Raw genomic sequence first — 13,920 nt, 5'->3', positions numbered from 1 at the left:
GACCGTCAACCTCATTCCTGCCGTCGTTTCGCCGCCAGCAGTGGCTCCAGCAGCCAGTCCAGCAGCGAACGCTTCTCCAGAACCAGATCGGCTTTGAGGCGCATGCCCGGGGTCAGTGCCAGCGCCTTGCCATAGGCCTGCATCTGCTGGTCGTCCAGCGCGGCCAGCAGGCGGTACTGGCTTTCCACGGCCTGCAGGTCGGCGGGCAGTTCCTCTGGTGATGTCGGTGAGCGCGCGATCTTGACGATCCGGGCGCGGCCGACGCCGAACTTCTGGTAGGGGAAGGCGTCGTACATCAGCCGCACGTCGGTGCCGACATTGACGAAGGCGATGGCCGAGGAGGGCACCCACAGCTCGGCGAACAGCTGCGAGCCTTCCGGCATCATCACCCCGAGCGTGCGCCCGGCGGTGACCGTGGCGCCCGGCTTGGCCTGCAGCCAGGTGACCTGCCCGGCGGACTGCGCCACCAGATTGAACTGCGTGCCCAGCTTGTAGTTGATCGCCTTCTCGCGCGCGCCCAGCAGTTCGGACAGCGCGGTGGCGCGGTTGGCGTCACGCTCGGCCTTGAGGCGGCCCAGCTCGTGCCGCATCTGCTCGTGCTCCTGTTCCAGCTGGGCAATGCGCGTCTGCACTTCGGCCACCGATTGGCGCACGTTCAGAACCCGCACTTCCGCGTCGCGGTACTGCAGTTCGGATACCAGCTTGTCCGCGCGCAGGCGGCCCAGGTCGTGCACGGTCTTCTCGGCGATGGCCTGCTGCTGCTGGTACAGCGTGACGTTGTCACGCAGTACCGAAAGCTGGCGGGTGGTGCCCAGCATGCGCTCGCGGATGCCGGCCTCCTGGCTTTCCAGGGATGCTTCGGTGGCGCGTTCGCGATCGACCGACGCCTGGGTGAGGCGCTCGGCCATGCCGGACAGGGTGGCGCCGGTGCTTTCGCCGGTGTCGATCACCGAATCCACCGAGACGCTGACGATGGGGTCGCCCTGGCGGACCTTCGCGCCTTCCTCCACATGCACGTTGCTGACGATGCCCGAGCGCTGGCTGATGATCGGCAACAGGCCGCGCGAGGGGACCAGCGCACCGGATACGGTTTCCTTGCGCGGGAACGAGGTGGTCACCAGGAACAGTACCGCCAGGCCCAGCAGCGCAACCACGAAGCCGGTAGCCAGCCACATGCCGACACCCGGTGCCTGCACCGGGGAGCCGAAGCGCTGCGTGGCAGCCTCGATCGCTTCGTTGCGGAACAGCGGAATCACATCCGCCGTCTCATCCTTTCTGGCTGGTTCCATGTGGCCTGCGGTGCCGCGTCGTTGCGGAGAGTGGGATGGGTAGTGACATCATCGCGCGGTTCGGGGCGCAAGGCAGCCATGGCCACCGGCCACGTCCACGTAGTAGTCGTAATCGTCGCGCAGGCCGAAACCCACCCGCCAGGAGATCGGGAACACGTTGGCCGGTTGGTCGGAGACCTGGGTCTGCAGGGTGACCGTGCGGCCATTGAACGTGACCGGTGCGGTGGCTTCGGCATAGCGGACCGGTTGCAGGCCGTGCATCGTCCAGCGGCGTCGCTGCACCAGGCTGGCCTGTGGGTAGGTGGACAGGTTCACGCCGGAGGCTTCCAGTGCGACATCGGTGCCGGTGTCGAGCAGGACGAGCTCGTCGCGCTTGCCGATGCGCATCGGCAGGCGCAGCGAGTACTGGCCGCCCCACAGTGCAGAGGTGGTTGCCAGGGGTTGCCGGCAGGTACCGGCAGGCAGTGCCTTCAACAGCTCCAGCTCGGTGGGCCGCAGCACCAGCGGACCCAGCCGATACAGCAGGTCCAGGCCGATGATGTTGAACTCGATCTGGTCGGTGACCGTAAAGGCGACGTTGCTGAAGTGCAGATCGCCCAGCTGCACATCGACCGGAGCGGCCAGGCCGATCGCCACGGTCTGCCCGGGCCGCGAATTGTCGGTGGCGAAGTTGTCGGTCACCGCCAGGCCCATCGCCTGTGCGGCCTTGCGGCTGATATGCGAACGGGTGGCGCCGGTGTCGATGATGAAATCGGAGTCGATGTCGCGCTGCTTTCCATCCTGGCCGCCCCGGATCTTGCCGCGGATGACAGGGACACCGGCCTTGGCCGACAGCGGCAGGCGGGTTCCGGCAGGCGGCGGTGCGGCCAGCGTGGCCGATCGCGGCCATTGGCTGAAGGACTCGAACGCGGGGGCGGTGATGCCGCTTACTTCCTCGCCTGCACGCAGCGACGGCGCGACATGCTGTTGATAGAGCGCGCGGACCTTCTGCATGTCGGCGGCCCAGCCGGCGATGTCGCCTTCCAGCAGACGGTTGCCGGCACGCAGACTCCGGCACAGGTACATGACCCCCTGGCTCTTTTCGGCCACCACGGCAGCGTCGGCGATACAGGTGTCGGCCCAGCGATTGGACTGGGCGATTTCGCCACGCGTGCGGTGGTAGCCGGCACGTGCGGCCAGCCGTGCCGTGGTATTGGATTTGCCGATCCGCTCCAGGGCCGCGCTGTTGCCCTGCATCACCGCTACGGTGATGCCATGGCTGTCTTCAGCGACCACATCGCGGGCCCCGGCGGGGGCGGCCACGCCCAGTGCGATCACTGCGGACATCAGGAATTTCATTGCCTCAGCTCCTCTGTGACACGTATCGGCCGCCCGGTCTCCCGGGCGGCCGATGTTCCGGTGCAGCGTCAGAACCCGCTGATGACCAGGTTGAACTGGCCGGTGAACGAGTTGGTGTTCGGATCGAACGTCAGGCCGATGTTGAACGACACACCGTTACCGAAGTCCTGGTTGAAGCTGGCGTTGTAGTTGCTCACATTGAAGTGATCGGTGGTCAGGCCCAGGGTGTAGGTCTGACCTGCATACTGGAAGCTGCCGTTACCGGCCAGGCCCCAGTTGCCATTGGTCAGATTCAGGTTCTCGGTCAGGTTGAAGGTCAGGTTGTAGTCCTGCAAGACCCATGTCTGGGTCGCGCTGGCTACACCGTTGCCATCAATGCTGGCGTTGGAACTGAAGGTGGTCTCGCCACCGCCGTCGCCACCACCACCGCCGCCACCACCACCGCCACCGCCGCCATCGCCCGGATCCCACGGATCGGTCCAGTCCGGCGGATCCGGGTTGGGACCCCAGTCGTCCGGCGGGGTCACATCGACCGGCGGCAGATCGGTGGTGTCCACCTGTGCGCCACCGGAGACCAGTGCACGTTCTTCGGGGGAGAGATCACGAATTCCACTTGCAGACATCTCACAACTCCTTGTTTGTCCGATGCTGAGTACGGATGCGTCGTTGCCGCCTTCATGCGGCGCTCCGACATTTATCACACGAAGTGGACAGTGCTCTGTCAGAAAAATCTGATTCGGACAGAAGGGTGATAAACGACAAAAATGAACGCGCCCTGCGCTTGCTTTCGTTAAGCGGCCGCTTGCTGCGACACGCTAGCCCCCACCGCAGGCACTCAGGCAGCGGTCGCGTATTTCCCCGCACTTGATGTCCGGAAGGCGATTCCGGCAGAAATCCACGCTCGCCTGGCATGATCGACGAAGATCCCTGTCCTGGATTTCTTCGCAGTTGCCACCCCATTGGGATGCCGAGCCCAGGCAGCCGCTACTGCTTCCGGCGGAATGACAGCTGGCATACTGGTCCCGACACTGGTCCATGCATTGGCGTGCAGCCGTGGTTTCACGAGCTCCCTGCGCCAGATAGGCGTCGCCATGGCTGCTGCAGGATGCCATTGCAACGACAGCCACGAGTACGAGTAGTTTGCTCTGCACTGCAGCAGACCCCTTCAATTGATCGTATCAGGCTCTTCATCATCAGCCGGCTGATTCCATTCTGGCCTGAGTGGCTGTGCTGATGCGGAGATTCAATCAGGATGCGATATCAGTGTGCTGACTGGGTAGCCCCCAAAGACATCAGGCAGGCCTTGTTTGTGATGAAATCCAGATAGATGGAGACCTTGCGCAGGCTGCCGCCGCCCAGCACATAGCGCGTCTTGCTTGGATGGTTTCCAGTGGATGTGCTCATCTGCAATTCTGCAGAGCCGTCCAAGGTCTGCACAATGGCCTCGCGCGCGACCGATGCTCTTCGCTGCAGTCCTTGTACGCCTTGAACAACACTGTGTTGAACTGGACCTGCTGGCAGAGCCACACCGATTGGCAGGGCTTCCATCAACTCGCCACTGTTGCCAGTATCCAGCATTGCTTCCTGGCGCTTGCCGTCAACAGTAATGAACAACCTTGGGACGGTCTGCGTGCCGCTCAGGTCTGCCGCCGAGAACATCGGGGCGTCGCAGGCCGGAGCGGCAGATCCCTCCGCGAGCACCTGCAGGCCATCCTTGCCGATCAGGACTCGGCCGAGACGAGATAGAACATCGAGGCCAAGAAGGTTCGCAGGAATGCGTTCGCTGACGGATACCAATGGTTGCGAGATGATCAAGGGACCAAACTGGAGGGTCTGCGGCTGGGCCATCCTGCTGCGCTGTTGTGAGTCGCCCAGCACGCCGGACAGCGTGAATCCCTCCATAAGCGGGGGCGCAGTTATCGCCGCGGGATGCACTATGGTCAGTGCCGAGCCGGTGTCGACCAGAACCTCAACAGTCTTTCCGTCAATCTGCAGTTGCGCCATGTTGGGATAAGCGACACGGCCGCCGTCGTGATCCTGGCTGGACGCTACCGTAACCGTTCCTGTGTGCAGGGCGATGCGTCCTTGGCCAGATGAATCGACTTCGGGAGCGGGCCGACCGGCCATCGCGGCGTAGTCTGGAATGCGGGTGAATACATCGACGTTTCCCAATGTTTTGCCCCGCTTCTCCGCAGCGGCCCGAACGCGCTCCCGCGCCTGCATCGACAGGCGTGCCCATGCAGGCAGGTCACCCGCTACCACCTCGACGCCAGCTCGCAGTGCTCCGCAGACAGTCAGCCCGGCCAAATGCGTAGTCTGCTGCGCCATCTGGATACATTCATCTGACGCTTCGCGGGCTCCAGGAACGTCCAGCAGAACGCGGCGTTCGGCGGCCCTGGCCATCTTCTTTACGACGGTATTGGTTGCATTGACCTGCAGCTGCCGTAGTGCAGCGACATCACCTTGAGCCAGCGCTTGGCTGACCGGCGTGGGGTCGTTGAATATCTGCGTGACGCGGGTTGTCTCAGCGGCACCAGCACAGGATGAAACGAGCAGCAATGCAAGTAAAAGGGGACGCATGGGACTCCAGATGGATGCCGCGTCCGCGAACGCGGCATCCCAAGAGGGATCAAGGACTCTTGTTGTAGAGGAACTGGGCTTCGCCCTTTATGTCGTTGTCCGCTGAGTTGTAGATCAGGTTGATCTGAAAGCCGAAGCCTGCGCCGATATCCCAGTAGTAACCACCATTGACGGTGGAGGTCCAGGAACCTTCGTTCAGCTGCCACTTGAGAAGACTGCCATCGTTGCCGACGAAATCCAATGTGCCCTTGCCGTCCTTGAAGGTGCCGTCGGTGTTGAACTTCAGCTCGGTGCTGACCGTCCACTGGCCGAATTCATTGGGAATCGGGTAGGTCAACACCGCTTTGTTGAAGCCCGGCTCGCCATTCTCGCCCGGCGTGTAGGTCAGCTTGCTTTCAAAAGGCTTGACATCGATGAAGGTGAAGTCCGGCTGTCCGTCACCGTCACCACCGCCGTCGCCACCACCACCACCACCGCCGCCACCGCCGCCGCCGCCATCGCCCGGATCCCACGGATCAGGCCAGTCCGGCGGATCCGGGTTGGGACCCCAGTCGTCCGGTGGGGTCACATCGACCGGCGGCAGATCGGTGGTGTCCACCTGCGCGCCACCGGAGACCAGTGCGCGTTCTTCGGGGGAGAGATCACGAACTCCACTTGCAGACATCTCACAACTCCTTGTTTGTCCGATGCAGATTACGGATGCGTCGTTGCCGCCTTCATGCGGCCCTCGGACATTTATCACACGAAGTGGACAGTGCTCTGTCAGAAAAATCTGATTCGGACGGAAGGGTGATAGACGATAAAAATGAACGCGCATCGCACTTGCGCAACGACGATTCTTCATCTTGACGTAATGCGAATGTGCTATTTGACCTTCACGCAGTTGCTGCGCTAAACACCACACCTCACGCTCGAAGCAAGGAGTTGCACGCATGCAGGAAAATGGAATTCGCGAGCTGTCGCTGGAAGAGCTCGCACTGGTCTCTGGCGGTGCGCAGATGGACACCACCGATCTGCCGCCGGTGGATGCGTTGCCGCCGGATGACGGCGGCTGGCCGGATATCGATCCGCCAGACTGGACCGATCCGTGGGACCCGGGCGATGGCGGTGGTGGCGGCGGTGGCGGTGGCGAAGCGCCGCCGAGCGCGTATGAGCAGGTCGATGGACAGGCTGACACCGTCGCGCGTGAGGTGGAGGCACTGATCAAGGCCGATCCGGGTTATCAGAGCCAGGAGCTGGGCACGGTGATCTACCGCGACGCAGTGACCGGTGAAATCAAGACCAGCCCACTGGCGCGCGGTGATGCCAGCAATCCCGGGGCCATCAGCTATCCGCTGCTGGAGTGGGGCATCTCGCCGGGCCAGGTGGTGGGCATCATCCATTCCCATCCGGCCGGGGTCTTCCCGTCGGAGACGCATGAGGTCAACAAGTACCCGTCCGACAACCGCACCGTTGGCGGCGTGGCCTATGAGGGCGGGGACTGGGGTGTGGCCGATCTGCTGCGCGACAACGGCATGAATGCCGAAGAGTTCCGCTACTACATCATCGGGCCCGACGGTGTGACCCGTGAGTATGATTTCAACGACCGCGATGCGGAAACGCTGGGTACGACGCTATGAAGATAGAGGCCGCATGGGCGGTGGCCGTTCTGGCCGTGGGCGCAGCAGCCTGTGCGCCGGTGGCGCGTGCCGATTCGCCAGGGCTGGCGGTGCTGCGCAGCGAAGATGGACTGCCTGCGGACCGCTACACCTCGCAGCACCAGATGAGTTGTGGCAGCCGCGTGTTCGAGCTCGTGGTGGAATCGCCGGGTCCGGTCAGGTTGACTGGCCTGAAGGTGGATGGCGTCGCGGTTCCTGCCGCGCAGCTGAAGGCCATCAATGCACAGGTACCGGAGCGCTCCTGGTTCCAGGGCATCGCCTCGTCCTGCACGTCGGCCCGCCAGTCGCTGACCCTTCAGCTGTCATCGCCGCAGGGGGCAGTGACCATCCCGCTTTCGTTCAAGGATGGCGTGCTGGTGCCGGCGGCACCCGCCAGGTAACGCAGGTGCTGCGGGCTGCCGGCCCCTGCGCGGGGCCGGCAGCGCGACCGCCCGTCAGAAGCGGTAGGCCGCCTGCACGTACACCCGGCGCGGTTCCCCGGGGAAGTGCCCGTTGCGCGCAATGAAGCCACTGGCCGCATACACCTTGTCGAACAGGTTCTTGACGTTGGCCTGGAACTGCCACTGCTTCCACGTGGTCTTCCAGCTCATGTCGAACACGGTGTAGGCCTTCACGCTCTGCCCGTCCAGGCTGATGCGCTCGCCGACATGGTCGGCACCGAAACCAATGGCCGAGTTCAGCGCAGGCAGGTCGTAACGCGTCCACAGGCCGAGCGTGTTGCGCGGTGCATTGGCGAAGCGGTCTCCGGAGGCGTTGGTGATGCCGTTCGGGCCCGCATCCTTCACCCGTGCGTCGTTGTACGCGTAGGTGAGGTTCACCACCCAGCGATCGGTCACATCGGCCAGCAGATCGAGTTCCATGCCGGTGCTGCGCACCAGGCCCAGCGCGGCGAGCTGGTTCACGCCTGCGATCACTTCGCCGGTGGCCTGCACGATGTTGCTGCGGTCGATGCGGTAGGCCGCCATGTTCAGGGTCACACGCTCGGCCAGCAGCGACTTCATGCCTATCTCCCACTGCTTGCTGCGTTCAGCGTCGAACGGGCCGCCGGCAGCACGGTCCTGGTTGGCCGCGCTCTGAGGCACGAATCCGCTGGCCACGTTCGCGTACAGGTTCAGCCCCTCGCGCACAGTGAAAGTGCTGCCCAGCCGCCAGCTGAGGTCGTGCCCATCCACGCTGCTGCCGCCGAGGCGATCCTCGTCCTTGAAGCCATCCCAGCGCAGGCCGGCCAGCACATGCCAGCGCGTGCCCAGCGCAAGTTCGTCCTGCAGGTAGCCGCCGTAGCGGGTGCTGCGCGTGGAGGTGCTGCGCCAGGGCAGGGTAGTCAGAGCGTAGTCGTGCCAGGTGCTGGCGCCATACACTGGATTGAACAGGTCGATGCCACGCACCGGCCCCGCACCGCGCGCGAGGTCGGCACTGTTGGCGGTCTGCGCGGTGAAGTCGGCATCGAGCTGGTACACGTCAGCGCCGAACAGCACTTTATGCTCGATGCGGCCGGTACTGACCCGCCACACGGCATTGCCGTTGACAGTAAACGCCTCGTTGTCGCGGATCTGGTTGCGCAGCTGGCGCGTCATCCACTCGGCCACGCCATCGCGATCGCGGTCGATCAACCCCATCGGCTCGTGATACATCTGGTGCTCGTTGTTGGTGAACCAGCGCGCGGCGAAATCCACATCCAGATTCGAGGCCGGCGCGAAGCGATACTGCGCCAGGGCGACCTTCGCGCGCATGTCGAGGAAGTCGCTGGCCTCGTTGTGGTTCCAGCGGCGATCGGTCAGGAACGTACCTGCGTCATTCACTGGTACACCCCGCAGGCGGTTGCCGCCCAGGTTCTGGGTGATGTCGGTGAACTGCAGGGTCAGCTCGCCGGTATCGCCCACATCGAAGGCCAACGATGCATCGCCGATCACGCTTTCGCTGTCGGTGTTCCAGCGCACGCCCTGCTCGGTGTCGCCGTACAGACCGGCGCGGTAGCGCACGCGGCCGGCCGCATCCAGGGGGCCGGTGGCCTCGACCGAGCCGGCGCGGAAATCCTCGTTGCCCAGCTGGACTTCGATGCGGCGCTCAGCCGTGGCCCGGGGTTTTCGGGTCACATAATTGATGACGCCGCCGGCATCACCACCGCCATACAGTGCGCCGGCCGGACCCTTCAGCACCTCCACCCGCTCGATGTTGAACAGCTGGGGCACCGCGAAGCCCGCATACGGGTCGCCGCGCAGGCCGTCATAGAGCACGTTTTCCTGCCGGAAGCCACGCAGGGTCACGCCCGCATAGCTGAAGAAGCTGATGCCGCTGATGCTGCGGTACAGGTCGGTCACCTGGCGCGCCGCCTGGTCGTCGATCAACTCGCGCGGCACCACCTGCACCGATTGCGGCACCAGCTCCAGCGGGGTATCGGTGCGGGTGCCAACCGCGGCGTCGTCAACCCGGTACAGCGTCTGAGCACGGCCACGCACTTCGACCTTGTCGAGCTGGGTGGTCGCGGTGGTGGTTGGGGCGGCCTGTGCCAGGGGTGCCAGGGGCAGGGCGAGGGCCGCGCACAGCGCGCGGCGGCGGAGCGGGAATAGGGTCATGGGAGGGGATTGGCAACCGCAAATGAGAAAGATTAGCATTTGCAGTGATGCTGTGCCTATTCCCCGATGGCGCGATGCACATCGGCCCGTGCGGAGAGCGTTACGCCCGCGCTGCCGCTACGTCTCTTTGACCCGCGGCCTCGGTCATCACGACGGCGAGCTGCTTGAGCGAGTAGGGCTTGCGCAGCAGGGTGAAGCCGTGGCCGGGGTCGCGTGCCAGCAACTCGCTGTAGCCGCTGGTCAGGATGATGGGCAGATCCGGAAAGCGATCGCGCACGTGCCGGGCCAGTTCCAGGCCGTTGGTGCCGGGCATCACCACGTCGCTGAACATCACATGGAACCGCGTGGCGTCCTGTTCCAGTTCGGCAAGTGCCTCATTGGCGTTGCGGGCCAGTACCACCTCATAGTCGAGTTCGCGCAGGGCTCCGACCGCGAACTCGGCCACATCCACGTTGTCCTCCACCACCAGCACGCACAGCCCGTGCCCGTGCAGCAGGCCCGGCTGTGCCGCCGGCCGCGCCACCGTCTCGCTGGAACGGGTGAGCGGCAGATACAGCGTGAACCGGGTACCGACGCCAGCCTCGCTCTTGACGTCCACCTCGCCTTCGGACTGCTTGACGAAACCGAATACCTGGCTGAGGCCCAGGCCGGTGCCGGCACCAATACCTTTGGTGGTGAAGAAGGGTTCGAAGATGCGATCCACCACGCCAGGGTCGATGCCAGTGCCCGTATCGGTCACGCTGATGGCGGCGAAGTCACCTTTCAGCGGTGCCGCGAAGCGGACCGAAGGCACCGCGGTTACCTGCTCGACGTCGATGGTGACCGTGCCGTGGCCGTCGATCGCATCGCGCGCGTTGACGGCGATGTTGATCAGCGCAGTGTCCAGCTGGGTGCGGTCCAGCAGCACCGGCAGCGGGCGAGCAGGCAGGTTGACCGACACCTGGATGCGTGCCCCCAGTACCGTGGTGATGATGTCCGACAGGGCCTGCACGCTCTCGCACAGGTCGAAGACCTCCGGTGACAGGCTCTGCCGGCGCGAGAAGGCCAGCAGCTGCGCTGTCAGCCGTGTGGCCCGGTCCGACGCATTGCCGATTGCCTGCACGTAGCGGCGTCGCGGATCTTCCGCCGGCCAGGTATGCAGCAGCATGTCCACCGAGCCGGTGATGACCTGCAGCAGGTTGTTGAAGTCGTGCGCGACGCCTCCGGTGAGCTGGCCGATGGCTTCCAGCTTCTGCGACTGCCTGAGCTGCTCACGGGCCCGCACCAGTTCCAGGTGCGCCTCGCGCGCCTGTTCGGTGATCGCGGCCACCTGGCGGCTGTGCAGGTCGCGCTCGATCACGCGTTCGGTCTGCTCGCTGACCACGCAGATGATCCCGGCGACGGCACCGCTGGCATCGCGCAGAGGCGAATAGGAGAAGGTCCAGAAGGTCTCGCGCAGCGTGCCGTCGCGGTCCATCATCAGCGGCAGGTTCTTGAAGCTGCGGCTGCGGCCCGCGAACGCCGCATCGATGGCATGCTCCACATCGGCCCAGACGTCAGACCACACCACGTCCAGGCGGTTGCCCATGGCGCCGTGCAGCTTGTCACCCAGCATCGGCAGGTAGGCATCGTTGAAGAAGAATGCCTTTTCGCTCTGGCCCCAGGCGATCCACAGAGGTTCCGGAGAGTCGAGGATCATCGCAAGCAGCGTGCGCAGCTCGCAGGGCGCCTGTGCCGCCGCCGGCGAGCGTGCCCAGTCGCTGTCCTGCAGCAGGCGATAGGCAAGCTGGTCGGGTGCGGAGACGGGAAGGGGGAAAGGATGCATGGCCGTCGGCGCGGGAAGGTGCGGCAGCATAGCCGAACCGATGTCAGCAGGGCCTGCACATCGCCAATGGGTCGGGGCAACCGCAGCGGCTAGCCTGGCTCCTGGCCTGGTTGCCCGGCCAGGGCGTGCCGGCCTGCCGGCGTCAGGTCGATGTCCGCATCCTCGGCCTGCACCGCAAAGCCCGCATTCACTGCCCAGGTCGCAGCGTCACCGCGCACCGGCTGCGCGTCGGCGATGTCCTGCAGGATCCTGATCTTCGCTGCGGTCAGCTCCATCGCCTCATACCCCCAGCAGCGACGGGAGCTGCCACTCCGAAACACGCGCATGGCTGATCGGCTGGTGGCAGCCGCAACGCTCGCAGCGGAACAGGGCACCGCCTGGCAGCTGCAGCAATGTGTCCTCACTGGCGGAGGTGGTCTCCGCGCAATGGTGGCAGGTGACGGTGAGCGCGGTGATGCGTTCAACGCCACCGGACAGGTTGAAGACGGCTTCGAAAGCGCGGATGACAGGGTGGGACATAACCGCTCGCGAGTAGTACACGTCCGCATCCTCGCCTGCCACCCGTGACGGTGCAGTCAGCTGCGTGCATCGACCGGATCAAGACGCCCCACCGTCAGAGCTCCTTCCTTCAGAGCTCCTTCTTCTTGCCGCTCAGATCCAGCGGCGTGTCATCGCCCTTGCGCTCGCTGGACCAGACTTCAAGACTCTTGTTGCAGCGGCTTTCGCGTGCGGCGACCTGCGGCGGCAGGTCCTTCAGGTGCGGTGACTCCTGGCAGCCCGAATGCATGGCCGTGTCGTCATAGGTGGCGCAGGCAGCGAGCGAGGCGAACATGACGGCACAGACCGAGGCGCGCAGCGCGGCGGGGGCGGAGCAGATCGGCATGGACGGCATCCTGGAAAGAGGGGGGGCCTAATTCAATGATGTGACCCCGTGCCGACGCAATCGGTCTGCCTGCACTTGTTATTCAGTAACAAGTGTGGCGATACTCTGCGGTTGTGGCATCTGCGGGCTACGCGACGCAGATCATGAACAGTGCGGACAGCGCCAGCATCAGCATGAAGACCCGTCGGCTCAAGGCCAGGCAGGCCAGGCAGGCGGCCAGGGCCCAGGCCGCCAGCAGGACGCAGGTGAGCAGCCACAGGCCGATGGTCATCAGTGACCCCGCAGCGATGGCTGACAGGGCGGACGCCTTGAACAGCGCGATACCCAGCACACTGCCCAGCACGCCGGCCTGCAGGGCGACCGCGTCATGGTGGGCAGGGGCACGGCGGGGAGGCATTGCGGTCCGGACGATCGACCAGGGGGTGTTGATCGAAGTCTGCCCGAACGGATATCCACGCCATGTGTAGTCCCGTCGGCCGCCGCCGCAGGCCTGCCTGCCGCGTGCGGCGCTGCGGGACGGCCGGAGGACAGTGTCAGTGACTGCGGGCGACCGTGCGTGCGCGGTTCTTTTCCAGCATCACCGCTACGCACCACAGCAGCAGGCCACCGAAGGCCGTGGCTGCGCCGACATAGCCGGTGGTGGCGGGACTGAAGCCGGCGCTGATGGCCATGCCACCCAGCCACGGCCCCAGCGCGTTGGCGGTGTTGAACGCGGCATGGTTGGAGGCCGCAGCCAGCGTCTGCGCTTCCCCCGCCACATCCATCAGGCGGGTCTGCAGCACGGCGGCGAGCGCACCCATGGTGCCCACGGTGATGATCATCGGACCGATGGTCCACACCGACTGCGCAGCCAGCGGATACAGCAGCAGCATCACGATCGACCACGCCAGTACCAGCGCGGCGGCCTTGAAGTGGAATCTGTCCACCAGCCAGCCGCCGGCGATGTTGCCGATGATGGCGCCGATGCCGAACACACCCACGGCGAGCGGCATCCACGATTCGGCAACCCCGGTCACCTGCACCAGGGTCGGCGCAAGATAGGTGAACACACAGAACATGCCGGCGAATCCGACCGCACCGATGGCCAGTGCCAGCCATACCTGCGTGGTGTTGAAGGCGCGCAGCTCGCGCATCGGCGAGGTGCGCACCTCCTCCGGGTCGGGCAGCAGGAAGCGCGCGATCATCGCAACGGTGGCAATGGCCAGCAGGGTGACCAGCGCAAACGCCGTACGCCAGCTCAGTTGCTGGCCCAGCCAGGTGGTGAGCGGGTTGCCGATCAGGATGGCGATGGACAGGCCGAGCAGCACGCGCGACATCGCCTGGCCGCGCTGGCCGGCCGGGCTGATCGCCGCCGCTACCAGCATCGCCACGCCAAAGTAAGCGCCATGCGGAAGGCCCGCGACGAAGCGCGCGATGAGCATGGTGGCGTAGTTCGGTGCCAGCGCGCTGGCCAGATTGCCGACTGCATAGAAGCCCATCAGCGCCAGCAGCAGGCGACGGCGTGGGAAGCTGGCGCCGACGAACGCCAGGACCGGTGCACCGACCACCACGCCGATGGCGTAGGCGCTGATGAGATGGCCGACCTGTGTTTCGGTGATCGACAGGCCACGACTGATTTCCAGCATCAGGCCCATGCTGGCGAACTCGCTGGTACCGATGGCAAAGCCGCCGAGCGACAGGGCGAGGATGATCAGGGTGCGCTGGCGGGGCGTCAGCTGCGCGGCCAGGGAGGAATTGGGGCTCATGCGGGGGCGCAGGGGGCGGGGGAGCAGGCTATTGTACTGCTGCACCGCAA

Annotated in this window: 14 protein-coding genes; 2 read left to right on the top strand and 12 right to left on the bottom strand. The window is 65.0% G+C overall.

The annotated features are described in order from the left end of the window. Positions 1 to 11: 11 nt before the first annotated feature. The 5 genes from ABE543_RS09745 to ABE543_RS09725 form a co-directional block, all read right to left on the bottom strand. The gene (locus ABE543_RS09745; RefSeq protein WP_080375280.1) at positions 12 to 1,289 is read right to left on the bottom strand and encodes an HlyD family efflux transporter periplasmic adaptor subunit; all 1,278 of its coding nucleotides are present in this window, start codon (positions 1,287 to 1,289) and stop codon (positions 12 to 14) included. Positions 1,290 to 1,337: 48 nt separating this feature from the next. Next, positions 1,338 to 2,627, bottom strand: a complete 1,290-nt coding sequence (locus ABE543_RS09740) for a retropepsin-like aspartic protease (RefSeq protein ID WP_346475627.1) — start codon at positions 2,625 to 2,627, stop codon at positions 1,338 to 1,340. Between the two features lie 68 nt (positions 2,628 to 2,695). Beyond that, entirely contained in the window at positions 2,696 to 3,250 is a 555-nt protein-coding gene (locus ABE543_RS09735) for a hypothetical protein (RefSeq protein WP_164972387.1), read from the bottom strand. Positions 3,251 to 3,887: 637 nt separating this feature from the next. Next, positions 3,888 to 5,207, bottom strand: a complete 1,320-nt coding sequence (locus ABE543_RS09730; RefSeq protein WP_346475626.1) for a retropepsin-like aspartic protease — start codon at positions 5,205 to 5,207, stop codon at positions 3,888 to 3,890. 49 nt (positions 5,208 to 5,256) lie between these two features. Further along, positions 5,257 to 5,871, bottom strand: coding sequence for a hypothetical protein (locus ABE543_RS09725; RefSeq protein WP_197601012.1), 615 nt, complete (start codon positions 5,869 to 5,871; stop codon positions 5,257 to 5,259). Positions 5,872 to 6,139: 268 nt separating this feature from the next. Here ABE543_RS09725 and ABE543_RS09720 point away from each other — a divergent pair, with 268 nt between their 5' ends. Both ABE543_RS09720 and ABE543_RS09715 read left to right on the top strand, forming a co-directional pair. Then, entirely contained in the window at positions 6,140 to 6,826 is a 687-nt protein-coding gene (locus ABE543_RS09720; protein WP_053517858.1) for a hypothetical protein, read from the top strand. Beyond that, the gene (locus tag ABE543_RS09715) at positions 6,823 to 7,245 is read left to right on the top strand and encodes a hypothetical protein (RefSeq protein ID WP_277380830.1); all 423 of its coding nucleotides are present in this window, start codon (positions 6,823 to 6,825) and stop codon (positions 7,243 to 7,245) included. Before ABE543_RS09720 ends, ABE543_RS09715 begins: the two co-directional genes overlap by 4 nt. Before the next feature lie 54 nt (positions 7,246 to 7,299). Here ABE543_RS09715 and ABE543_RS09710 read toward each other — a convergent pair whose 3' ends face one another. From ABE543_RS09710 to ABE543_RS09680, 7 genes are all read right to left on the bottom strand, one after another. Continuing rightward, positions 7,300 to 9,438: a TonB-dependent siderophore receptor gene (locus tag ABE543_RS09710; RefSeq protein WP_346475625.1), complete on the bottom strand. Its 2,139-nt coding sequence runs from the start codon at positions 9,436 to 9,438 to the stop codon at positions 7,300 to 7,302. A gap of 100 nt (positions 9,439 to 9,538) precedes the next feature. Next, positions 9,539 to 11,242, bottom strand: a complete 1,704-nt coding sequence (locus ABE543_RS09705; protein WP_346475624.1) for an ATP-binding protein — start codon at positions 11,240 to 11,242, stop codon at positions 9,539 to 9,541. A gap of 89 nt (positions 11,243 to 11,331) precedes the next feature. After that, on the bottom strand, positions 11,332 to 11,517 hold the full coding sequence (locus ABE543_RS09700; protein ID WP_346475623.1) for a hypothetical protein: 186 nt from the start codon (positions 11,515 to 11,517) through the stop codon (positions 11,332 to 11,334). 4 nt (positions 11,518 to 11,521) lie between these two features. Further along, the gene (locus tag ABE543_RS09695; protein ID WP_053517863.1) at positions 11,522 to 11,761 is read right to left on the bottom strand and encodes a hypothetical protein; all 240 of its coding nucleotides are present in this window, start codon (positions 11,759 to 11,761) and stop codon (positions 11,522 to 11,524) included. 109 nt (positions 11,762 to 11,870) lie between these two features. Further along, the gene (locus ABE543_RS09690) at positions 11,871 to 12,125 is read right to left on the bottom strand and encodes a hypothetical protein (protein ID WP_193396690.1); all 255 of its coding nucleotides are present in this window, start codon (positions 12,123 to 12,125) and stop codon (positions 11,871 to 11,873) included. 127 nt (positions 12,126 to 12,252) lie between these two features. Further along, positions 12,253 to 12,522, bottom strand: a complete 270-nt coding sequence (locus tag ABE543_RS09685) for a hypothetical protein (protein WP_065176253.1) — start codon at positions 12,520 to 12,522, stop codon at positions 12,253 to 12,255. Positions 12,523 to 12,658: 136 nt separating this feature from the next. Beyond that, a complete protein-coding gene (locus ABE543_RS09680) occupies positions 12,659 to 13,870 on the bottom strand; it encodes an MFS transporter (protein WP_053517900.1) in 1,212 nt (403 codons plus the stop codon). Positions 13,871 to 13,920 lie beyond the last annotated feature (50 nt).

Source organism: Stenotrophomonas sp. TWI169, assembly GCF_039674705.1.
Taxonomy (GTDB): Bacteria; Pseudomonadota; Gammaproteobacteria; order Xanthomonadales; family Xanthomonadaceae; genus Stenotrophomonas; species Stenotrophomonas maltophilia_P.
This window is presented reverse-complemented; position numbering and strand designations above follow the sequence as displayed.